Annotated in this window: 22 protein-coding genes; 20 read left to right on the top strand and 2 right to left on the bottom strand. The window is 50.5% G+C overall.

The window, feature by feature from the left end; genetic code table 11:
* Positions 1-11: 11 nt before the first annotated feature.
* The 9 genes from I8J30_RS11920 to I8J30_RS11880 all read left to right on the top strand — a co-directional run bounded on the left by I8J30_RS11920 (position 12) and on the right by I8J30_RS11880 (position 8,480).
* The gene (locus I8J30_RS11920; RefSeq protein WP_210658442.1) at positions 12-713 is read left to right on the top strand and encodes a peptidylprolyl isomerase; all 702 of its coding nucleotides are present in this window, start codon (positions 12-14) and stop codon (positions 711-713) included.
* Between the two features lie 232 nt (positions 714-945).
* On the top strand, positions 946-1,500 hold the full coding sequence (locus I8J30_RS11915; protein WP_090985338.1) for a ribonuclease FAU-1 family protein: 555 nt from the start codon (positions 946-948) through the stop codon (positions 1,498-1,500).
* Positions 1,497-2,177 (top strand): YdcF family protein, encoded by a 681-nt coding sequence (locus I8J30_RS11910; protein WP_210658440.1) that lies wholly within the window; start codon positions 1,497-1,499, stop codon positions 2,175-2,177. The genes I8J30_RS11915 and I8J30_RS11910 overlap by 4 nt, the downstream gene beginning before the upstream one ends.
* 117 nt (positions 2,178-2,294) lie before the next feature.
* Complete coding sequence (locus I8J30_RS11905; RefSeq protein WP_091220260.1) at positions 2,295-3,278, top strand: AAA family ATPase; 984 nt, start codon at positions 2,295-2,297, stop codon at positions 3,276-3,278.
* 31 nt (positions 3,279-3,309) lie between these two features.
* Positions 3,310-4,602, top strand: a complete 1,293-nt coding sequence (gene hflX, locus I8J30_RS11900; protein WP_210658438.1) for a GTPase HflX — start codon at positions 3,310-3,312, stop codon at positions 4,600-4,602.
* Between the two features lie 69 nt (positions 4,603-4,671).
* On the top strand, positions 4,672-5,931 hold the full coding sequence (locus I8J30_RS11895) for a methionine gamma-lyase family protein (protein WP_276316129.1): 1,260 nt from the start codon (positions 4,672-4,674) through the stop codon (positions 5,929-5,931).
* 61 nt (positions 5,932-5,992) lie between these two features.
* On the top strand, positions 5,993-6,403 hold the full coding sequence (locus I8J30_RS11890; RefSeq protein ID WP_090985346.1) for a MerR family transcriptional regulator: 411 nt from the start codon (positions 5,993-5,995) through the stop codon (positions 6,401-6,403).
* A gap of 33 nt (positions 6,404-6,436) precedes the next feature.
* Positions 6,437-7,765, top strand: a complete 1,329-nt coding sequence (gene glnA, locus I8J30_RS11885) for a type I glutamate--ammonia ligase (RefSeq protein WP_210658436.1) — start codon at positions 6,437-6,439, stop codon at positions 7,763-7,765.
* 133 nt (positions 7,766-7,898) lie between these two features.
* Positions 7,899-8,480, top strand: coding sequence for a hypothetical protein (locus I8J30_RS11880; protein WP_210658434.1), 582 nt, complete (start codon positions 7,899-7,901; stop codon positions 8,478-8,480).
* A gap of 96 nt (positions 8,481-8,576) precedes the next feature.
* Here I8J30_RS11880 and lexA read toward each other — a convergent pair whose 3' ends face one another.
* Positions 8,577-9,197 carry a transcriptional repressor LexA gene (lexA, locus tag I8J30_RS11875; RefSeq protein ID WP_210658432.1) on the bottom strand — a complete coding sequence of 207 codons (621 nt, stop codon included), beginning with the start codon at positions 9,195-9,197 and terminating at the stop codon, positions 8,577-8,579.
* A 187-nt stretch (positions 9,198-9,384) separates the two neighbouring features.
* Here lexA and I8J30_RS11870 point away from each other — a divergent pair, with 187 nt between their 5' ends.
* The 5 genes from I8J30_RS11870 (at position 9,385) to I8J30_RS11850 (ending at position 12,636) form a co-directional block, all read left to right on the top strand.
* Positions 9,385-9,762, top strand: a complete 378-nt coding sequence (locus I8J30_RS11870; protein ID WP_210658430.1) for a LysM peptidoglycan-binding domain-containing protein — start codon at positions 9,385-9,387, stop codon at positions 9,760-9,762.
* A 269-nt stretch (positions 9,763-10,031) separates the two neighbouring features.
* Complete coding sequence (locus I8J30_RS11865) at positions 10,032-10,235, top strand: DUF896 domain-containing protein (protein ID WP_091215702.1); 204 nt, start codon at positions 10,032-10,034, stop codon at positions 10,233-10,235.
* A gap of 31 nt (positions 10,236-10,266) precedes the next feature.
* Positions 10,267-11,253, top strand: a complete 987-nt coding sequence (locus tag I8J30_RS11860; protein WP_210658428.1) for an aldo/keto reductase — start codon at positions 10,267-10,269, stop codon at positions 11,251-11,253.
* A gap of 52 nt (positions 11,254-11,305) precedes the next feature.
* Positions 11,306-11,824, top strand: coding sequence for a hypothetical protein (locus I8J30_RS11855; RefSeq protein ID WP_210658426.1), 519 nt, complete (start codon positions 11,306-11,308; stop codon positions 11,822-11,824).
* A 26-nt stretch (positions 11,825-11,850) separates the two neighbouring features.
* The gene (locus I8J30_RS11850) at positions 11,851-12,636 is read left to right on the top strand and encodes an HAD family hydrolase (RefSeq protein WP_210658424.1); all 786 of its coding nucleotides are present in this window, start codon (positions 11,851-11,853) and stop codon (positions 12,634-12,636) included.
* A gap of 80 nt (positions 12,637-12,716) precedes the next feature.
* On the opposite strand, the gene I8J30_RS11845 is transcribed toward I8J30_RS11850, so the two are convergent.
* Positions 12,717-13,253 carry a 1,2-dihydroxy-3-keto-5-methylthiopentene dioxygenase gene (locus I8J30_RS11845; RefSeq protein ID WP_091215710.1) on the bottom strand — a complete coding sequence of 179 codons (537 nt, stop codon included), beginning with the start codon at positions 13,251-13,253 and terminating at the stop codon, positions 12,717-12,719.
* A 193-nt stretch (positions 13,254-13,446) separates the two neighbouring features.
* Here I8J30_RS11845 and metH point away from each other — a divergent pair, with 193 nt between their 5' ends.
* From metH to I8J30_RS11815, 6 genes are all read left to right on the top strand, one after another.
* Positions 13,447-16,884 carry a methionine synthase gene (gene metH, locus I8J30_RS11840; protein WP_210658423.1) on the top strand — a complete coding sequence of 1,146 codons (3,438 nt, stop codon included), beginning with the start codon at positions 13,447-13,449 and terminating at the stop codon, positions 16,882-16,884.
* A gap of 98 nt (positions 16,885-16,982) precedes the next feature.
* Positions 16,983-17,909: a ribonuclease Z gene (rnz, locus tag I8J30_RS11835; RefSeq protein ID WP_210658421.1), complete on the top strand. Its 927-nt coding sequence runs from the start codon at positions 16,983-16,985 to the stop codon at positions 17,907-17,909.
* 164 nt (positions 17,910-18,073) lie between these two features.
* Entirely contained in the window at positions 18,074-20,320 is a 2,247-nt protein-coding gene (locus I8J30_RS11830) for a DEAD/DEAH box helicase (protein WP_210658557.1), read from the top strand.
* Positions 20,317-21,717: a ribonuclease H-like domain-containing protein gene (locus I8J30_RS11825; protein WP_210658419.1), complete on the top strand. Its 1,401-nt coding sequence runs from the start codon at positions 20,317-20,319 to the stop codon at positions 21,715-21,717. Before I8J30_RS11830 ends, I8J30_RS11825 begins: the two co-directional genes overlap by 4 nt.
* Entirely contained in the window at positions 21,714-22,535 is an 822-nt protein-coding gene (locus tag I8J30_RS11820; protein ID WP_210658417.1) for a TIGR01457 family HAD-type hydrolase, read from the top strand. Before I8J30_RS11825 ends, I8J30_RS11820 begins: the two co-directional genes overlap by 4 nt.
* A 15-nt stretch (positions 22,536-22,550) precedes the next feature.
* Positions 22,551-23,378, top strand: a complete 828-nt coding sequence (locus I8J30_RS11815) for an Fpg/Nei family DNA glycosylase (protein ID WP_210658415.1) — start codon at positions 22,551-22,553, stop codon at positions 23,376-23,378.
* The last annotated feature ends 5 nt before the right edge of the window (positions 23,379-23,383 follow it).

Here is a 23,383-nt window from a genome sequence, read left to right as displayed (position 1 = left end):
ATTTTCAGATTATGATGAACCGGACCGCACTCGTATTCATCCTGTCAGCCATGTTAATTGTCACGGCTGGATGTGGAGCCAAAACCAATAACTCGGTTCAAGAGAACCAAGGTACACCGACAGAAGCGGTAGATAACAACACTTCCGGCGGTGCCGCAAACGAAGAAGATTCACCGAAGTCCTGGTCGGAAATGCCTGCTATGGCGATCGACAAGGAGAAGGCCTACAACGCCACATTCAAGACGAACAAGGGAGAGTTCACGGTTGAGCTGTTTGCGAAGGATGCACCTCAGACCGTTAACAGCTTTGTGTTCCTCTCGAAAGAGAAGTTCTATGACGGCGTTAAGTTTCATCGGATCATTAAGGATTTCATGATACAAGGCGGAGATCCGCTTGGCAACGGTACCGGCGGACCCGGCTATACGATCCCGGATGAGTTTAACAACGGTCATAAGTTCGAGGCAGGTATTCTAGCCATGGCGAATACGGGCCAGCCCGAAAGCGGTGGCAGCCAGTTCTTTATTTGCACCGGTGCAGGCGCTGATTTCCTCAACTCGCAGCCGAATTATACAATCTTCGGTAAAGTGACGAAGGGGATGGACATTGTGACGGCAATTGCGAATACGCCGGTTGGACCTGGGAATGGCGAACCGACGGACAGCAAGCCGACAGAAGATGTAACGATCGAATCCGTCAGCATTTCGGAGAAATAAGGAAGTTCCACAAGGAGAGCAGCCGCGCTGTTCTCCTTATTTTTGTTCCTGGACAAGGAGGGCTTGGTTTATTTTCCCGGGTCGCTGGAGATAGACGGTAAGTTGTGGTAAGCTTTTTTTAATGAGGTAATTCTACCCTGCTGCATGAGACTTAGACAGGAACCAGTCGTGCAGTTGTACGCGTTCTGCGCCGCAACTTAAGGGCGCGATCCTAACGGAAAGGTCGTTCCGTATGAAACGAAAATTTTCTGACCGAGCCAACTGGCGCCGCATCCTGCGTAGAAGCTATACGTGCCTCGCGATGGACGCAGACGAGTTTAAAGGACTTGTGACGTTCTACCGCATTCACGAATTGCGCGAACCGCTTTGGAAAGAATACAATGGGCGGAAATTATGCCTGGCTGACCGCGGATATTTGTGGATGCAGCATTTCCCTCGCGGTGAACATTTTGTCGTAACGACTATGTTCGATGATAAGAACCGGGTCGTTCAATGGTATATCGATATTTGCAAGACACAAGGTCTGACGGATCAGCAGGTACCTTGGTTCGATGATTTGTATCTGGATGTTGTCGTGCTGCCAAGCGGCGAGGTGTTCCTTCTTGATGAAGACGAACTGGAAGAAGCTGTGAGTCAAGGTACGGTGACGAACAAAGATGCGGCGCTCGCACGCAAGACGGCAGGCCGACTCTTATCCACGATCCGTAACGGTCGATTCCGTTATTTCACGCTGAGCCTGAAGCATCGTAAGGCGCTTGCCCAGAACGGTGAGCTAAGTGAATCATGAAGCAAACGGTCATTGCAAAACGACCTCATAAGCGCAGTGCCCGCAAACGGTCGAACAAGTTCCTTCTCCTTCTGCGGATCTGCGCTTGGGTCATGGCCTTAGGCGCTTTCTGGTGTGCTTATCTGCTATGGGTCATCAACAGCTATGAGATGCCTAAGCCTGTCCCCAAAGCGGATGCGGCTGTCATTCTGGGTGCAGCGCTATGGTCTGATCAGCCAAGCCCCGGTCTGCGCGAGCGGCTCGATTTAGGGCTTCAATTGTACAAGCAGGGCAACGTGAAGTATTTTATTCTGTCCGGCGGACATGATCATAATGGGTCTACGCTTTCCGAAGCGGAAGGCATGCGTAATTACTTGGTGTCCAAAGGCGTCCCGGCTGAACGGATGGTGCTGGAGGAAGATTCTCGAAGCACCTATGAGAATTTGCTGTTTAGCAAACCCTTGGCGAAGAAACGGGGCTGGGAGAAGCTGCTGATTGTATCGCATGATTTTCACGCGCCGAGAGCTGCTGATATCGCCTCATATTTGGACTACCCTGCAGCAACGACCGCGCTTGGTCTGAAGTCTCAAGTTTTGTCCGTTGCTTTCAATCAATCTCGTGAAGTGCTGGCTTTTACGAAGTGGAAAATGGATGAATTGCTGCTCCGAATGGGTGTCAATCTGCCGAATTCGTTCTAAATATCAATGGGGCTAGGCTCCTTTGAAAACTGTTAATATGGCTGAATTCACTAGAATACAATGGATTATACGTGCAGCTTATGCCGATGATTCAGCGAAGGATAGGTGATGAAGCAGATGGACGAACGAGTTGTATCAACAGGAGGGAACGGCAGCGGCAGACCTTCGCGGCAGATCAATGTGGTGCTGCGCAGCAGTGAGTCTTACGCATCCACGAGCAGCTCGGCGCAAGCGCTGGAGAGTGAGCCGGTAGCGGTTGCCAAACCGTTATCCGCCAATGATCCGTTTCTCGAAATTGGCCGTGAGCTTGATTCGATGGTGGGGCTTGATAATGTAAAGCTGCTTATTTATGAAATCTATGCGCTATTGCAGATCAGCCGGATGCGTTCTGATGCCGGATTGACAGGCGGTTCGCATGTGTATCATATGATTTTCACGGGAAATCCGGGGACAGGCAAAACTTCGATTGCGAGAATCGTTGCCAAGCTGTTTAACAAGATGGGCGTGCTCTCTAAGGGGCATATGATCGAAGTGGAGCGGGCGGATCTAGTCGGCGAATATATCGGGCATACGGCGCAGAAAACACGTGATTTGGTGCGCAAGGCGCTGGGCGGCGTGTTATTTGTGGACGAAGCGTACAGCTTAGCTCGAGGCGGAGAGAAGGATTTTGGGAAAGAAGCGATCGATACCCTGGTTAAAGCCATGGAGGATCATCGGAATCAATTTGTGTTGATTTTGGCCGGATATCCGCTAGAGATCGAGCATTTCCTCCTTACTAATCCCGGGCTTCCATCTCGGTTCCCCATCCAGATTGATTTCCCGGACTACTCCATCGATCAACTGATTCAGATTGCGGAGCTGATGGCGAAGGATCGGGATTACACCCTGATGCCGCAATCCGTATTCAAGCTGCGACAGCATCTCATGCAGGAGAAAACGATGACGATGTTTGCGTTCAGCAATGCTCGTTATGTGCGCAACGTGATCGAGAAGGCATTTCGGCACCAAGCGGTGCGTTTATTGAATCAATATCCTACCGGATCACCGGGAAAACAAGAGCTGATGGCAGTTCGGCCGGAAGATCTGAAGTGGGAAAAGTAACCGGCAAGTATGAAGGAGTGGCAATTAACCCATGCGGCAATCAACCTATGATACCGATACGGATTTACAGGACCGAGCGATACTCGTCAGCCTAGTGACGCCTAATATTAAACGGGGCTCAAGCGATCCCGAGCTATCTCTGCAGGAGCTTGTGAGCTTGGCCGAAACAGCAGGCGTCGAAGTGCTCGCGTCCATGACGCAGAACAAAGAAAAAGTCGATACCAAGTGGTTTATCGGCAAAGGCAAAGTCGAGGAACTAAGGGCGATGTCGGATGAACTTGGTGCAACGACGGCAATCTTCGATCAAGAGCTCTCCGGCGCGCAGGTTCGCAATCTCGAGGAAGCGTTGGATTTGAAAATCATCGACCGGACGCAGCTCATCCTCGATATCTTCGCTCAGCGTGCCAAGACGCGTGAAGGCATTATTCAAGTTGAGCTCGCACAGCTGAGCTATTTGCTACCGCGGCTGTCCGGCCACGGCAAGAATTTGTCGCGGCTTGGCGGCGGTATCGGGACGCGAGGACCCGGTGAGTCCAAGCTTGAAACCGATCGTCGCCATATCCGGGATCGGATTTCCGATCTGAAGAACGTCCTGGATGAGGTTGTGAAACACCGAACCCTTCATCGTGAGCGCAGACGGAAGTCGGGCGTGCAGCAGGTTGCCTTAGTAGGCTATACGAATGCGGGTAAATCGACGTTGTTGCGGGAGTTGACGCAGGCTGACGTGTATGTGGAGAACCAACTGTTCGCTACGCTTGACCCTACCTCCCGGAACTTGGAGCTTCCGAGCGGCAAAGAAGTGGTGTTGACGGATACGGTAGGATTTATCCAGAATCTTCCTCATGATTTGGTTGCGGCATTCCGGGCAACACTGGAAGAGGTATGCGAAGCGGATTTGGTGCTTCATGTCATTGACAGCGCATCTGAAATGCGCGAGGAACAGATTTCGGTCGTGAACAACATCATGCGTGAACTTGGCGCAGACGGCAAACCGACAATTATGGTCTATAACAAGATCGATATGTGCATCGGTGACGATCATCAGTTCCTGCGTGCAGGCGGTCAAGATACGCTGGTCATGAGCGCGTTCAATAAGGATGATCTGCAGCGCTTGCTGCAAACCGTTCAGGATAAGCTTAGCGGAGATACGCGTGTATTCCATGTGCCGGCTGATCGAGGCGATCTGATCGCGTTAGCTTACCGCACAGGTGACGTTATTGAGCAAGCGGTTGACGGCGACATCATTAAACTGACGGTAGAACTGAACAAACAAGATTTTAAAGTACATGGACATCGGCTTGCTGCCTATGCGGAGCAAGTGTAACGATACGATAAAGTTGAGATTCATGAGGAGAGACAGAGGAAAGTGAAACAGCAAGAGAGTGAACAATGGCTGGAGTTAACGAAGTGGGCGGAGGCTGCAGAAATGCAGGCCGCCCCTGTTTTTCGTTCAATCGATGGAATCAGTGAACGCAATCAATGGAAAGTTATTGATGCTTTCCAGAAGCACCGCGTCAGCGATTATCATTTTAACGGGTCGACGGGATATGGCTATAACGATCGCGGTCGCGAAGTGCTGGATCTGGTGTATGCAGACGTTATGGGGGCGGAAGCGGCGCTTGTCAGACCGCATTTCGTATCCGGCACGCATACAATCAGCTGCGCCTTATTCGGGCTTCTTCGCCCTGGGGACAATCTGTTGTACATAACGGGTAAACCGTATGATACGCTGCATAAAGTCATCGGTAAACCCGGTGACGGGAAAGGCTCTTTGCAGGATTTCGGAATCGGCTACGGCGAAGTTGCTCCACTGGCTGACGGTTCTATCGATTGGGAGACAGTTGCAGCACGAATCACAGAGCGGACTAAAGTCATTGGCATTCAGCGCTCGCGCGGTTACGACTGGCGAGCTTCTTACACGGTTGCGGAAATCGGTGAGATGGTTAAAAAGGTGAAGGCATTGAAACCCGATGTGTACGTCTTCGTAGATAACTGTTACGGCGAGTTTACCGAAGAACTGGAACCGACGGAAGTTGGCGTTGATCTAATGGCGGGTTCGCTGATCAAGAATCCCGGCGGGGGCATTGCTCCAACGGGCGGATACGTGGCCGGTACGAAGAAGGCCGTTGAACTGACCTCGTTCAGACTGACGGCACCGGGAATCGGCGGAGAGGTGGGAGCTACGCTTGGAACGCTTCGTGCGATGTACCAGGGCTTGTTCCTGGCTCCGCATTTGGTCGGACAAGCGCTCAAGGGAAGCGTCTTCGGCGCAGCCATGTTCGAGCTGCTCGGCTTCGAAAGCAATCCGCGTTTCGATGCGCCGCGCACGGATTTGATCCAAGCGATTCGCTTCGAGCGAGCGGAGCAGCTGATTGCTTTCGTGCAGGGCGTGCAGAAAGCATCGGCGGTTGACGCTCATGTGGTGCCTGAACCATGGGACATGCCCGGCTATGAACACCCTGTTATTATGGCTGCCGGAACCTTCATGCAAGGGGGCAGTTTGGAGCTGTCAGCTGACGCTCCGATCCGGGAACCGTACATCGCTTATATGCAAGGCGGACTTACTTACGCGCACGTCAAATACGGTGTTCTGAATGCTTTAACGGTACTGGCTGAACGCGAGTTGGTTGTAATTAAACCTCACACGACTTGACACGTTTTTGGCACAGCGGTACAATGGTAGCATATATCAGAAACTGGAAGGTTGATGCGACATGGGTGACGAAATACGCAGAAATATGGCGCTTTTTCCGATCGGCATCGTCATGAAGTTGACCGACTTGACCGCGAGGCAAATCCGTTACTACGAGCAGCATGAACTGATAGTGCCCGCTCGTACGTCTGGGAACCAGCGGCTGTTCTCGTTCAACGATGTGGAGAGGCTGCTAGAGATTAAATCGTTAATCGAGAAGGGCGTTAACATTGCGGGCATTAAGCAAGTGATGAACCCTGTATCCAAAGAGTCCGAAGACGCGACCGTCGTCAGCGAGCTGTCGGAAGTAAAGCGTCGCGAGCTTTCCGATGCGCAATTGCATCGATTGCTTAAGCAGCAGCTGCTAGAGAAGAGACCTGGCAAAGCATCCATGATTCAAGGCCAGCTGTCCCGTTTCTATAACAAAAAGTAAGGAAAACCAACTAGCCTTTAAGGAGATGATTCTGTGAGCTACAACAAGGATGACATCAGACGTATTTGCAAAGAACAGAATGTCCGGTTTATTCGTCTTCAGTTCACCGATTTGCTGGGAACGATCAAGAACGTCGAAATTCCGGTAAGTCAGCTGGAAAAGGCACTCGATAACAAAATGATGTTCGACGGCTCGTCCATCGAAGGTTATGTGCGGATTGAAGAATCCGACATGTACCTCTATCCGGACCTTGATACATGGGTTGTATTCCCATGGGTTGCGGAAGATCGTATTGCCCGTCTGATCTGTGATGTATATATGCCTGACGGCACACCGTTTGCCGGCGATCCGCGCGGCATCCTGAAGCGCGTTCTGAAAGAAGCGGAAGAGCTTGGCTTTACTGCGATGAACGTTGGACCAGAACCGGAATTTTTCCTATTCAAAACAGATGAGAAAGGCAATCCGACTACAGAACTTAACGATCAAGGCGGATACTTCGACCTTGCTCCGATGGACCTTGGTGAAAACTGCCGCCGTGAAATCGTATTGACCTTGGAAGAAATGGGCTTCGAAATCGAAGCTTCTCACCATGAGGTAGCTCCGGGTCAGCACGAAATCGACTTCAAATACGCGGATGCGATTAAAGCAGCCGATCAAATCCAAACGTTCAAGCTCGTTGTAAAAACCATTGCACGCCAGCACGGACTGCATGCTTCGTTCATGCCTAAACCGCTATTCGGTGTAAATGGTTCCGGTATGCACTGTCACCAGTCGTTGTTCCGCGGCAACGTGAACGCGTTCTACGATGAGAGCGACAAGCTTGGACTTAGCCAAATAGCTCGTTATTACATGGCCGGTGTACTGAACCATGCACGTGCTTTCTCAGCGATTACGAACCCTACCGTAAACTCGTACAAGCGTCTGGTTCCGGGTTATGAGGCACCTTGCTATGTAGCATGGTCCGCGAGTAACCGCAGCCCGATGATTCGTATTCCTGCCTCGCGCGGTCTAAGCACACGGATCGAAGTCCGCAGCCCAGACCCAGCGGCTAATCCATACCTGGCTCTTGCTGTTATGCTTAAAGCAGGCCTTGACGGTATCCGCAACAAAACTCCGCTGCCGGCTCCGACTGACCGTAACATCTACGTGATGACGGATGAGGAGCGTATCGAAGAGGGCATTCCTACCTTGCCGGATGACCTGAAAGAAGCATTGACGGAGCTGCTTCGCAGCGAAGTCATTTGTGAAGCGCTTGGCGATCACGCGCTTGCTCACTTCTATGAACTGAAAGAAATCGAGTGGGACATGTACCGCACGCAAATCCACGAGTGGGAACGCGATCAGTACTTGACGCTCTACTAGAACCGACGAAACCCTTGATGCCGTTTGGCATTAAGGGTTTTTTTTGTTTGTCCTTGGATGGGGGGTATCCGCACTTGTACCTTTATTTCCGCATAGTATGCCACAATAGCCATTCATGAAGGAGGCAGCCTATGTGAAGAAGCAAGCAGCAAGTACGGAGAAGCAGTTTAGACTTACCGGGGCGATATTATCCCATGTAGCAGCAACGATGGTGCCATTCTTTAGGAAGATCGTACTGAATTATACCTATGCATTGAAATGGTCTAAAGCTATTCGTAGTGCGGATCTAGATACGTTATCCGCTCTGTTTAAGTCGGTAGCGCCATCTGCCAAGCTAAATGGGTTCTCTACGAATGCCATTGGCTATTTCTTCGATTTCGAGTTCCCTGAACCGATCTTTCAATATTCCATCGGAACGACGATTCCGCCCGGAACAACCCAATTCACATTCTCAACCCCGATTCATAGAGCTATCGCAAGAGCAGTACTGCCTTTCTATAAAGCGCTTAGAGCTTCTTCATCCTATGCTGCCGCTGTTGCAGCAGCCGTGAACAACAACAATCGAACACGTCTGGCAACGTTAATTCGACAAAAAGTAACGGCATATGCACTTAAATCGATTACGATTGATTTCTCGGGCATAGCTTTGAGCTTCAAGTACAAGAGCAGTAAATTCACCTATCGTCATTTGTTATTCCGAGAAATCGTAGGTTAGCTGACATCATGAAGGTACATCTGCGTGGCGGATGACAGAAAAGGGGCATATTTAATCGCTGCTGCAGCGATTGAATATGCCCCTTAGATTCGTTAATTAATGGATGTCGCGGAAAAGTCCGATGACTTTGCCGAGAATGGAGACGTTGCGCAGACGAATCGGTTCCATCGTGGAGTTCTCCGGTTGAAGACGGATATGATCCTTCTCCTTGTAGAAGGTCTTCACCGTAGCTTCGTCTTCTTCTGTCATCGCTACGACGATATCGCCGTTGGAAGCGGTTTGCTGTTGGCGGACAATGACGTAATCGCCGTTATGAATGCCTGCTTCGATCATACTTTCTCCAACAACGTTAAGGATGAAGACGGTGTGGTCGCCAACCTTGTCAGCCGGAAGGGGGAAGTAATCTTCGATATTCTCTGTTGCGGTAATCGGTACACCGGCGGTTACTTTACCTACTACTGGAACCTTAGCAATGGAGAGTGGGAATGGAATCTCGTTGTCTTCGCCGTCCAAAATCTCAATTGCACGAGGTTTAGTCGGGTCGCGGCGAATAAGTCCTTTCTTCTCCAGGCGATCAAGATGGCCGTGGACAGTTGAGCTGGAAGCGAGTCCAACCGCTTCACCGATCTCGCGAACGGAAGGCGGATAACCTTTCTCGCGGACTTCCGTCTTAATGAATTCTAGTATCGCCTGCTGGCGGTTTGAAAGTTTCGACACCGGAATCACTCCAAAGTTTCATTTGTGTCAAATTATAACACAGAACCCGAGTTCGTACAAACATAAGTTCGAGAAACACAGGTTCGCATATTTTTACGAACAAATGTTCCAAAAATGCTTGACCGCAAACAAATGTTCGTGTTATTCTAGGTTTATCAAATAGAACAAACGTTTGGGGTGCTGGAGAATGATGACAACGATGTCCACTTACTCTTCTAATTATAAAGGTGAAACTCGCAAGACTCGCGCCGTGAAGCGCACTTGGCAAGATAGAAGAACAGAGCGCTTATTAATGAGACTAGCCGTTGCAACACTGTTTTTCGTACTGCTCTTCACAGGACTGTCACTAATGACAAGCCAAGCGAACAGTGAATATACGGCAGCACCAACTGCCTCGGAGCAGATCGTCGTTGTTGGCTCCGGTGACACACTTTGGAATATCGCAAGCAGTATTCGTAAAGAAGGCGAAGATATCCGCCACGTTGTTTTCAACTTGAAACAACGGAACAACTTGACCTCCAGCTCGTTGCAAGCCGGACAATCCTTAATTATTCCCGCTGAATAACTAGGTTCAAGGTAACAGCTTCTACAGAAGGCATACTTCCTTACATTAACGATCCATGAGGATCTACATTCAGAAGTCTGGGTCTCCAATGCTCAGGCTTTTTTCATTTCTGGCGGCATAACGTATTAATAAGGTGAATCAGACCGAAAATCGAGCATGATCGAACAACGGGAATCAAGCTTCGGAGAAGGCCGTTTCGCCTTGACAATGGGCAATTAAAAATGTCAAAGTAAAGAATGACATGTTGGCCGAAACAGGGAGGGAGCACAATGGAAATGGAAAAGATCATCGCCCGTATTAATGAACTATCCAGAAAGAACAAAACCGTAGGGTTGTCACCGGAGGAACTGGTCGAACGCGACGAGCTTCGCCGTCTATATCTTGAGAATTTCAAGAAAAACTTCCGAAATCAACTCGATACCATCAAATACGTGGAAGATGAGGAGAACGGGGAAGATACGATCAAGCATTAGCAGCAGTCTCATTTGAAGGAGGACATGTAGCATGCAATATCGTTTATTAGGCCGAAGCGGTTTGGCCGTATCGGAGCTTTGTTTAGGTACAATGACATTCGGTAACACGACAAGCGAGACGGATTCCATAGAGATGATGAATCGTTTCTTCGAGAAAGGCGGCAATTTCCTCGATACTGCGAACGTATATGTGTCCGGCCGTTCTGAAGAAATTGTAGGCAAAGCGATAAAAGATCGACGATCGGAAGTAGTTCTCGCAACGAAAGTGAGATTTGCTACCGCGAATCATCCAAACGGCGTCGGCGTTTCCAGAAAGCATATTATGGATGCCGTCGAAGCAAGCTTGAAGAGACTGGATACCGACTATATCGACCTCTACCAAGTACATGTATGGGATCACGCAACACCGATTGAAGAGACGCTACGCGCACTCGACGACTTGGTAACCTCGGGTAAAGTTCGTTACATCGGCTGTTCCAATTTCTTCGCCTGGCAGCTCATGAAGTCACTGTCTACCAGCGATTGGAATCGTTATGTCCGATTTATCTCGATTCAACCGCAATATAGTCTGGTTAGCCGTGAGATGGACCGCGAAATGCTATCTTTATGTCTGGAAGAGAATGTAGGCATTATTCCTTGGGCACCATTAGGCGGGGGTTTTCTGACGGGCAGGTATACACGAGAGGAGCCTGTTAGCGGAAGATTAACGTCCAAGCAAGGCGAGAGCTCCTGGGCAATTCGCGCCAGTCAGAGCAACTTTGCAGTACTGGAAGCGGTGGTGAAAGCAGCGAAAGAACTGGAGCGCACGCCTGCTCAAGTGGCGTTGTCTTGGTTGCTCCAACGCAAAGGCATTACGTCTCCGATCTTCGGAGCAAGCACATTGGAGCAGTTTGAAGACAATATGGGCGCGATCGGTTGGACGATGCCGGATTCGGTATGGAACAAGCTGGATGAAGTTAGTGCGTTGCCCAGTGAATATCCGAACCGTTTCATAGCGAAATTCGCTAGACCGTTTTAACTTATAGCAAGAAGAATTACAGCATGTTGAAGATTATGAAGGAGGAACACCCTTGTCAAGATCGTGGGAACGTAAAGTACAGAAGAACCAATCTCAAATTAACAAACAACGTAAGAAACATGGCCAGGCGCCGCTTATGGCTGCCAAATCAGGCGGAGTGAAGCTCGACACCTTTAAAGGAAGAAGCTATTTAATGCCGGCCTTCCTGCTGCTGTTCATCTTGTTCTATGTCATCGTTACGGTAACTTCGGATACATATAAGCAGACGGGTAACATGTTCTGGCTAACTGTAGCTTGTTATGTGATCCTGGCTCTGTTATTCACGCTGCGCCGTCCGTATCTTTCTGTAGGCAGCGACTTTATTCGCTCCCGCCGGTTCACCGGCGATCGCTCGATCTATGTAAACAACATTAAGGCCATCTCCTCGCAGAAGGGCTACATTGTTGTTGAACAGCATAAAGGCGGCAACTGGGTGTTCTCGCGTGTGATGAACCGTTTCCCAACCGATCAAATGGCTGAGCGCCTGCGGACGTTCTCCGCGCAGCATGGTATTTCGTTCACTGAAAAATAATTCGGAAGTGGAGTGCAGACACGATTATGGCTAAACAAGCAGTCTTATTTGACCTCGATGATACTTTATTATGGGATGACCGAAGCGTACAGGAAGCATTTGATGCGACTTGTCAAACCGCCGCAGCAGAAACCGGAGTAGATGCGAAAAGCTTGGAAGAAGCCGTTCGCCGCGAAGCTCGTGCACTCTATGAGTCCTATGAAACGTTCCCATTCACCAAAATGATCGGCATTAATCCGTTTGAGGGGCTGTGGGCGAATTTTCTTGAGGGGGAACAAGAAGAGTTCCGCCAGCTCCAGCAGCTCGCGCCGGCCTATCGCCGCGAAGCTTGGACACGCGGCCTGAAGGCGCTCGGCGTGGACAATGCGGAGCTCGGAGCACAGCTTGCCGAGCAGTTCCCGGCTGAACGCCGCAGCCGTCCTTATGTATACGAAGAGACGTTTGCGATCTTGGATCAGCTGAAAGGAAAGTACAGGCTTCTGCTGCTGACGAACGGATCGCCTGACCTTCAGCGTGAGAAGCTGGCTGGCGTTCCGGCGATCGTGCCTTATTTTGATCATATTATTATTTCCGGTGAATTCGGCCAAGGCAAACCGGCTGCCGCCATCTTCCAACATGCATTAGAGCGTCTCGGCGTTGAACCGGAGCATGGCATTATGGTAGGGGACAAGCTGACAACGGATATTCTGGGTGCCAATACGATTGGCATGACTTCCGTTTGGATTAATCGCCACGGCATGACGCGTTCCGATGAAATTATTCCTTCTCATGAAATTAAGCATTTGGAAGAATTGCTGCCTTTGCTTCTCTAAGCATGGAGAAGTACAGCATGCCTAGAAACGCAAATAAGAAGACCCGTCCGAGGACGGGTCTTCTTATTTGACTCCAGGTATTAGGCGAAAGCAGGATCCTCGATATTGTGAGCAACCCAGCCGTCTTTCTCGATAAAGAGGCGAACAGCGATAATTTCGCGGTTGTCCATCAGCGTGAAGAAGTGTGCTTTGTTCTCCGGTACGGAGATGACATCGCCGGCTTCGAGCTCTACATCGAAATACCCGGTTTCCTCGTCGCCTTTAATGATGAAGATACCGCGACCGGACACGATGCCGCGAATTTCATCTTCGGTATGAATGTGGATTTGCTCAAACTTCTTCAGCAGTTCCTCGATGTTCGGAGTTGCATCGGACAAAGAGATTACATCCCAGATTTTGTAGCCGCGACGTGCTGCAAGGTCACGGATTTCATCGTCGTATGTGCTAAGAATGGTTTGCTTCTCTTCATCATTCAATACAAATTTGTTATGAAGTTCAGTCGGAAGCTTGCTGGCATCCCAGTGCTCATAAAGTACTTCTTGCTTCTCTAGAAAGGCGCGGACGTTCTCTTCGCCGGAGATGCGCTCATCCGTGCTGCGAATTCGAATTTCAGCCATCGAATAATCCCTCTTTTCACAAAAATCGTAATTCCGATCAGAATAATTATAGAACAAAACGATTGGCCTGAAAAGGTTCTTTGCACGCGCGGTGAATTCTGGTAGAGTATAGGGAAATGATTTTTGCTGAATCGACCACGCCTAAGCTGAAATAAAGGCAGTGAGTTGGATTTTCGGAAGGGAAGTGCATCTTTTGACGAAACCGACAATGCAGGATATGCTCGCGAAACGAATTCTCATTCTCGACGGTGCTATGGGAACGATGATTCAACAGGCGGATCTGGGGCCGGAGGATTTTGGCGGCGAAGAACTGGACGGCTGTAATGAAATGCTCGTTCTGACACGTCCCGATGTGATTCAAGGAATCCATGAAGCTTACTTGGCTGCAGGTGCAGACATTCTCGAAACCAATACGTTCGGCGCAACAAGCGTCGTTCTTGCTGAATATGATATTCCGGAGAAGGCAAGAGAGATCAATCTTGCCGCGGCATCCCTTGCCCGTGCAGCGGCAGACAAGTACTCCACACCGGACAAGCCGCGTTACGTAGCCGGAGCGCTTGGGCCAACTACGAAGACGCTGTCCGTAACAGGCGGAGTTACGTTTGATCAGCTCGTGGAGAGCTATTACGAGCAAGCCATCGCGCTCATTGAAGGCGGCGTTGACGCCATGCTGCTGGAAACCTCACAAGATACACTTAACGTAAAAGCCGGCACAATCGGTATTCATAAAGCTTACGAAGAAACGGGCAAGACGCTTCCACTCATGATTTCCGGTACGATCGAGCCGATGGGCACAACATTAGCCGGACAAAATATCGAATCCTTCTATATCTCGCTTGAGCATATGAACCCGATCGCGATCGGGCTTAACTGCGCAACGGGTCCGGAATTTATGCGTGACCACATCCGTTCTTTATCGGCGATTTCGCATGCAGCTGTCAGCTGCTATCCGAATGCCGGCTTGCCGGATGAGAATGGGAACTATCACGAATCGCCGGAATCGCTGGCGAGGAAAATCGCTGATTTTGCCGAACAGGGCTGGATTAATATCGCGGGCGGATGCTGCGGCACGACGCCGGATCATATCCGTGCCATGGCGGAAACGCTGGCGAATTACGCGCCGCGTTCGAAACAAGGGGAGCATCCGCCGGCGGTTTCCGGTATCGAGACGGTTTATATTGAAGAAGATAACCGTCCTATCATGATCGGTGAACGTACGAATATTTCCGGATCCCGGAAATTCAAACGACTCATAAAAGAAGAGAAGTATGATGAAGCGTCCGAAATTGCCCGTGCACAAGTGAAGGGCGGCGCTCACATTATTGATATTAACCTTCAGGATACCGACATTGATGAGGCGCATGCCGTTCATAAATTCCTTCCCGAAGTTGTGAAGAAGATAAAAGTGCCGCTCATGCTCGATTCCACGTACGATCATATTATTGAGCTAGGCTTGAAGTATTCCCAAGGGAAAGCCATTATCAACTCCATTAACTTGGAGGATGGCGAGTCCAAATTCGAGAAGATTTTGCCGCTCATTCATCGCTACGGTGCGGCCGTTGTTTGTATTCTTATCGATGAGCGTGGACAAGCCGTATCGCGTGAAGCGAAGATGGAAGTGGCTACACGGTCGTATGAGCTGTTAACCGGCAAATATGGCATGAACCCGGAAGATATTATTTTTGACCCGAACATGTTCCCGGTTGGATCCGGCGATCCGCAGTATATCGGTTCTGCGGTTGAGACCATAGAAGGCATTAAGATGATTAAAGCGAAGTATCCGAAGGCTAAGACGATACTCGGGCTGAGTAATATCTCGTTCGGCTTGCCGGATGCGGGCCGTGAAGTGCTTAACTCCGTTTATCTCTATCACACGACGAAGGCCGGTCTTGATTATGCAATCGTGAATACGGAGAAACTGGAGCGGTATGCTTCCATTCCGGAAGAAGAGCGCCGCCTTGCCGAAGAGTTGATCTACAATACGAACGATGAGACGTTGGCTGCTTTCGTCGCAGCATTCCGCGAGAAGAAAGTTGTGAAGAAAGAGAAAATTTCCACGTTGACGCTTGAAGAACGCCTTGCTTCTTATGTTGTCGAAGGAACGAAGGAAGGACTCTATCCGGATCTTGATGAGGCGATGAAGAAGTACTCGCCGCTTGAAATCATCAACGGACCGCTGATGAGAGGGATGGAGGAAGTCGGCCGCCTGTTTAACGGAAATGAGCTGATCGTGGCAGAGGTGCTGCAAAGCGCCGAAGTGATGAAAGCGTCCGTTACGTATCTCGAACCGTTCATGGAAAAGAATGAAACGGCTGTTAAAGGTAAAATCATGCTGGCCACGGTTAAAGGCGACGTCCATGATATCGGTAAAAACCTGGTCGAAATCATCTTATCCAACAATGGCTACAAAATCATAAACTTGGGCATCAAAGTTCCGCCCGAACAGATTATTGAGTCGTACCGCAAGGAACCGGTTGACGCGATTGGACTTTCAGGTCTGCTCGTGAAATCGGCCCAGCAGATGGTGCTGACCGCGCAGGATTTGCGCAGTGCAGGCATTGACGCTCCGATTCTGGTCGGAGGCGCGGCGCTTACCCGTAAATTTACGAAGCATCGGATCGGACCTGAATATGACGGGTTGGTGCTGTACGCGAAGGATGCGATGGATGGTTTGGACATTGCCAACAAGCTGATGGACAAGGAACACCGCCTCGTCTATGAAGAAGAAATGGCTGCGCTCAAAGCATCCGGCTACTTGGAAGAAACGGAGAAGAAGCCGCTTCCTGAGCTGACGCGTGCGGTGAAATCGAATGTTTCCAAGGATGCTCCCGTGTACATCCCGCCGGATACGGAGCGACATGTACTTCGCAACGTACCGATTCCGCATATCGTGCCTTATATTAACATGCAGATGCTGCTTGGCCATCATCTTGGTTTGAAAGGCAACGTGGACACACTGCTTGCCGAAGGCAATGAGAAAGCAGCGAGTTTGAAAGAGACGGTTGACGGACTTCTTGCCGATGGCGCCAAAGGCTTGCTGAAAGCTAACGGGATGTATCGTTTCTTCCCGGCACAATCATCGGGCAACGATATTATTATTTATGACCCAAGCCAGCCGGGTGTTGAGATCAAACGGTTCACGTTCCCTCGCCAGCAAGTTGAGCCTTATCTTTGCTTGGCGGATTTCTTGAAATCGGTGGAGAGCGGCGTGATGGATTACGTCGGCTTCCTCGTCGTAACAGCAGGTGAAGGCGTAAGGGAGAAAGCGACCGAGCTGAAAGATAACGGCGACTACTTGCGCTCCCATGCGCTGCAATCCGTTGCACTTGAGGTTGCGGAAGCCATGGCAGAACGCGTTCATCATCTGATGCGCGATACTTGGGGGTTCCCGGATCATCCGGAGATGACGATGAAACAGCGCCATGGCGCTCGTTATCAAGGTATTCGCGTATCCTTTGGTTACCCGGCTTGTCCGAACCTGGAAGATCAACAGCCGCTGTTTGAGCTGATGAAACCGGAGGATATCGGCGTACAATTAACCGAAGGTTTCATGATGGAGCCGGAAGCATCGGTATCCGCGATGGTATTCGCCCATCCGGAAGCCCAGTATTTCAACGTAGAGAAAGCGTAACGGATAGCATAGGTACCCTCCAAACTTGCGGTGTTAAGCTGCAGTTATGGAGGGTATTGTTATAGATAGCATAAGGATGGAGATTGGAGGGAGCATGCATGCAGCTCACGTTTCTCGGAACCAGCGCAGGAAGACCAACGAAAACACGCAATGTGACTTCCATAGCCTTTTGTCTTCCTGAACCGCACTGCGGGTTCTGGCTGTTCGATACCGGCGAAGGCACGCAGCATCGGCTGCTGCACGGCGGATTGAAGTTAAATAAATTGGAACGGATCTTTATTACTCATTTGCATGGTGATCATCTCTACGGATTGCCGGGTTTGCTGAGCAGCCGGACGTATTTTGAGGGGGCAGGTCCGCTTCAAATCTTTGGCCCAGCCGGACTCAAGGAATATTTAAATGTGATCTTCCAGCATAGCGGAGTTCATCTGGGTTATGAGCTTGAAGTAATCGAGGTTTCTGCAGGAGAGGTGGCTGCGGATGATCGATTCGTCGTGGAAGCAGCCGAGCTGGACCATCGGTTGCCATGCTTTGGTTACCGCATCACCGAGCGTCCGCAGCAAGGGCAGTTAAATCTGGGGAGGCTTGCTGAGCTGGGGGTGCGGCCGGGGCCGTTGTACGGCAAGCTCAAACGCGGCGAATCGATCACACTCGAGGATGGTCGCACAATTTCTTCATCCCATGTAGTCGGCCCACAGTTGCCGGGACGCATTGTCACCATTCTCGGTGATACTACGCCTTGCCAGAATGCCATTGTGCTGGCGAAAGATGCCGATTTGCTGGTGCACGAAGCGACATTCGCAGGCGGAATGGAGGAGAAAGCGGCTGCTTACGGCCATTCCACGATTCGCCAAGCCGCAGAGATTGCGGCTGAAGCAGGGGTCAAGCGGCTCGTAGTGACCCATTTCAGCTCGCGATTCGACGATGAAGCAGTAGCGGAGCTGGTGAAGGATGCTCGGACCATTTTCCCTTATACTGATGCCGCGTTTGATTATGCGGAATTTCAAGTGAAGCGTTCAACATAGGAAGCGCCTTATAAGGTGACAAGCGGGGTTCACCCAGAAGCCGTCCGATCGCATGCTGCGAGAAGACGGCTTCTGACGTTTGTTAAAAATAGGGCTTTTTTTATTTTAACGCAAGCGGTTATAATGAGGGGAACAATCGTTCTATCACGGGGGTTATCAATATGTTGCGCAAGAAAAATCTTTCCGATCTCATACAGGATTTACGAGCAAACGAGAATGTCATCAACTGGCACGAAGTTGAGCCTATAGAAGCAAGAACAAGACCCATGCCCGAAAGTGTCGATGCAAGAATTAAAGAGGCATTAGCCAGAAGAGGAATAGAGCAGCTATACAGCCATCAGTACACTGCCTACGAAACCATTCGCAAAGGCGAGAATATGGTCGCTGTCACCCCGACCGCATCGGGAAAAACGCTTTGCTATAACCTCCCCGTGCTCCAATCTATTGCGGAAGACGATGCTGCTCGGGCGCTGTATCTGTTCCCTACGAAAGCACTGGCGCAGGATCAGAAGAGCGAGCTGAACGAAATTATTGCCGAAATGGGAATCGACATCAAGAGTTTTACCTATGACGGTGACACATCCCCGGAAATTCGGCAAATTGTAAAGAACGTAGGCCATATTGTCATTACGAATCCGGATATGCTTCATTCCGCCATTCTTCCGCATCATACGAAATGGATCAGCTTATTTAGCAATCTCAAATATATCGTCATCGACGAACTGCATACATATCGAGGCGTCTTCGGCAGTCATGTATCGAATGTCATTCGCAGACTGCTGCGGATCTGCAAGTTTTATGGCAGTGATCCGATTTTTATCTGCACGTCGGCTACAATCGCAAACCCAAGGGAGCTTGCCGAACAGCTTACAGGTAAACCCATGCGTTTGGTAGACGATAACGGGGCGCCGAGGGGAAGAAAGCATTTCGTATTTTATAATCCTCCCATCATTAATAAACCATTAAATCTTCGGAAAAGCGCAACGGTAGAAGTAAACCAGTTAGCAAAACAATTTCTGGCCAATAAGGTGCAGACGATCGTTTTTGCCCGCAGCCGAGTCAGGGTAGAACTCATTCTAAGCCATCTTCAGGAATTAGTGAAAAATGAACTGGGCGGCAAATCCATACGGGGTTATCGGGGCGGCTACTTACCCAATCAGCGTCGCGAAATCGAACGCGGACTAAGGAACGGCGAAATCGTAGGCGTCGTGAGCACGAATGCGCTTGAGCTTGGCGTAGATATCGGGCAGCTGCAGGTCTGCATAATGTCGGGGTATCCCGGCAGCGTCGCCAGCACTTGGCAGCAGGCAGGACGAGCGGGTAGACGCCATGGCGAGGCGTTGGTAGTGATGGTTGCCAGCAATACGCCGATCGACCAGTATATCGTGCAGAATCCGGATTATTTCTTCGAACGATCCCCGGAATCGGCACGTATCAACCCGGAGAATCTATTGATTCTGGTCGACCATTTGCGATGTGCGGCATACGAGCTTCCGCTCAAATCGGGAGAGGAGTTCGGCCCATTAGAGATTACCGATATTCTGGAGTATCTGGTCGAAGAAAGAGTGCTTACGCAAGCCGGAGGGGCATTCTACTGGGCCAATCAGTCTTTCCCTGCCCATGAAGTGAGCTTGCGCTCCGCGGCACAAGAGAATGTAGTCATCATCGACCAATCCGAAAGAGGAAATGTAAAAATCATTGGCGAGATGGATCGATTCAGCGCCATGACCCTCTTGCATGATGAAGCGATTTATTTACATGAAGGCGTGCAATTCCAAGTCGAGAAGCTGGATTGGGAGCATAAGAAGGCCTATGTACGGGAAGTGGATGTAGAGTATTATACGGACGCTAATCTGGCGGTTAAGCTCAAGGTATTATCCATAGATTTATCGAAGAAGAGACCGATGACTTCCATTCATTACGGCGACGCGGCCGTAAATGTTATGGCTACCATGTACAAAAAAATCCGTTTATCGAGTTTCGAGAATATCGGATACGGGCCAATAAAGCTGCCGGAGGAAGAGCTGCATACGAGCGCGACCTGGGTAGAGATCAACGAGGTTGACCCTACGATTGAAACCAAAACGCTGGAGCAGCTGCTAATGGGCATAGCGAATGTAATCCGGCATATCGTGCCTGTCCACGTCATGTGCGACCGAAGCGATATCCATGTCATTTCGCAGATTAGGGCAGAACATTCGCAGCTTCCGACGCTATTCATCTATGACCATTATCCCGGCGGTATTGGGCTGGCGGAAGAGGTCTATAAGAGATTCGACGACATAAAAGCAGCAGCGAAGAATCTTATTCAGAAATGCCCTTGCGAAGCGGGATGTCCTTCCTGTATCGGCACCGAAATCATTGGCATGAACGCGAAGAAAAAATCGCTGTTCATATTGGAGGGGTTATGAGCGGGCTAAGAGATCGGCTGCTGCGATTGAAGAACGCGCAAGTTGCTCAAGAGGAGCGACAGGCTGGTATGGTTGCTCATGCCGAGTCCTCTGTTATCGCCGAAGGTGAAGAGGGAGCTCTCATGCATGGTGAGGAGCAGGCACATGCTGCAGCTGTCGGCGCTGTCTCGGATGCAGCCGTCGATGATGACACATTATCTTCGGAGTGGGATGAGCTGGGTGTGCGCATTGTGCAGTCCACGGAAGGCGCATTTCTAGTACGGGAAAGCCGTTATCCGCTGTCGCATAAGCACGGGATTCATGAGCTGACCGAGCTCTCCGAAGCTCAAAACCATCTTGATGCCTTTCGCAAACCCGATTCCGCTGAGCTTGGCTATACGAATCTGCTGTTTCTTGATTTAGAAACCACCGGACTCGGAGTCGGAGCAGGGAATGTCCCTTTCATGGTAGGGCTTGCTTATCTTCAGGATGATGTTTTCATTGTCGAGCAAATGCTTATTCGTCATCCGGCAGAGGAACGGGCGATGATCGGCTATTTATGCAATCTGCTCCCCAGCTTCACCCACTTAGTGACCTATAACGGTCGCACCTTCGACTGGCCGGTCTTATACAATCGATTTATTCTAAACGGCTTTCGTACATTCAAGTGGGAGCCTATCCATATTGATTTATTGCATCCGTCCCGGTCTGTTTGGCGTAACACCCTTGTCTCTTGCCGGTTGAGTCATGTGGAAGAAGAACGTCTTGGCATTACAAGGCTTGATGATGTGCCGGGTTCTCTCGCGCCGGCGATCTACTTTCAATATTTAGCGGACAGAAAGCCGGAGCCGCTGCTCGGCGTATTTCAGCACAATGAAATCGATATGCTGTCACTGGCCGCACTTGCGATCCGGTTTGGCCACTTGCTTGGCGGCAGAATAGGAACGGGAACGGTTCCGATGCCGGAGGAAGCGGAGGAACTGCTGCGAACAGGGCTGTGGCTGGAGAAAATGGGAAAATCGGACCTTGCCGAGCCGCTGTATGCCGCTGCTGCCGAGCATCCTCGTCCAACGCCCAAAGGCTTGTGTTTACTGGCGGAACGAGACAAGAAATGTGGAAATTGGCAGCGTGCTGTGGTATTGTGGCAGAAGGCTGTAGATGAAGCGGCACAAGCGGCTTGGCCGGATTATGAAGCGCATATTGAGCTTGCGATGTATTATGAGCACAAGACGAAGCAGCTGGATGAAGCGCTGGATCTGGCCGAAACGGCATTCTCAATCGCTCAGCGACGCCTTCCGGGCTCGCGGCTTAAGGGGAATCGGCGCACTGAGCTTGATTTGCTTCGCAAACGGATTGACCGTTTACGTTTAAAGATCAACAAAATATCAGAAGCAAGCAGAAGGAGTGGACATTCATGAGCGTCAATTCGCTAAGCGGTCTGCTCATCGATTTGGACGGAACGATGTACCATGGCGGCATTATGATTCCGGGAGCAGATGCTCTTATTGCGGCGCTGCGGCGGTTAGACATTCCATTCTTATTCGTCACGAACAATTCTTCCGCAACGCCTGAGGCTTTCGCTGAACGGCTAAGCGCCATGGGAATTCAGACGAATCCATCAGAAGTATGTACTTCCGCGCAAGGCGCTGCGGCCTATATCGCTGAGCGTCAACCAGGTGCGCGAGTCCATGTCATTGGAGAGCATGGGCTGCGAACGGCCCTGCAGGATGCCGGTTTACTGCTGGTAGATGAAGAACCGGATATCGTCGTGCAGGGCATTGATAAGCAGCTTACTTACGATAAAGTAGCCAGAGCGGTCACGTTTATCCGCGGCGGCGCAAGCTATATTTTGACGAATCCGGATTTGCTTGTGCCTGCAGAACATGGCTTGGTACCGGGCGCGGGTTCGATCGGTGCCATGCTGAGAGCGGCTTCCGGTGCCGAACCCATCGTGATCGGCAAGCCGTCGGCCATCTTAATGGATTTTGCGCTGCAGCGTCTGGGGCTTCATGCATCCGAGACTTGGATGATCGGCGATAATCCGGCTACGGATATCGCAGCGGCGCAAGCGGCAGATTGTCCGTCGATCCTTGTTTTAACCGGGCTCGCAACAGGCGACAATTATAAGGAGCTGCTTGCGGCAGCGGGCTGTGAGGCTACGGTCATTATCGATAACTTACATACATTGCAGCAGTTTATAGGCGATCAGCTGGCAAGTGGTCAGCAGAGCCGTTAGGAAGGAAGAAGCACGATGCCGGAATGGCCGGAAATGGAACATTATCGCAAGATGCTGGCGGAGCGAATCTCCGGTCAGCCCATTATGAATGTGCAGGTTACGCGTCAGAAATCGATCAACGTTCCGGTGGAAACCTTCGAGCAGGAGCTGATCGGGAGAACCGTTTGGTTCGTGGAGCGTCGCGGCAAAATGTTGATTCTGCATCTGGATAACGGAAAACGGCTGCTGCTGCATCTGATGCTGGGCGGTATGATTCGGTATGAAGCACGCGGCATCGATCCCGAGCAGCGCACGGATCGCACTGTTCAAGTTACGATCGGGTTTCCGCAAGGGGAGCTGTGCTTTATCGGACTGCGCCTCGGTTACATCCATCTGCTGACGGTTAAGGAAACGATTGCTCGCTTAGCAGATCTTGGACCGGAGCCGTTCGACAAGTGGCTGACGCAGGAGAAATTCAAGGAGCGCTTCAAAGGGCGCAGAGGTTCCCTGAAGACGGCTCTTGTCGAGCAGCGCGTTATCGCGGGCATTGGCAACTGCTATGCAGATGAAATTGCGTTCGAAGCGCGAATTCGCCCGGATGCGAAGCTATCTGCGATTGAGCCGGAATCGTGGGAGCGTATTTACAACGCTATGCATAAGGTGCTGCAGTCGGCATTAGCGCATGGCGGATATATGGAAATGCCGCTGACGAATGAGGACACCGTTACCGGCGGTTACAATAATCACTGCCTCGTTTATGATCGCGGCGGAGAGCCTTGTTTAAACTGCGGCGGGACGATCGTGCAGGAAGAAATCAACTCGCGCAAAATGTTCTATTGTCCGGTTTGCCAGAAGGACAGGTAGACACC

Source organism: Paenibacillus lignilyticus (assembly GCF_017942085.1).
Lineage (GTDB): Bacteria > Bacillota > Bacilli > Paenibacillales > Paenibacillaceae > Paenibacillus_Z > Paenibacillus_Z lignilyticus.
Note: the sequence above shows the minus strand (reverse complement) of the source record. Positions and strands in the feature narration are given on the sequence as shown.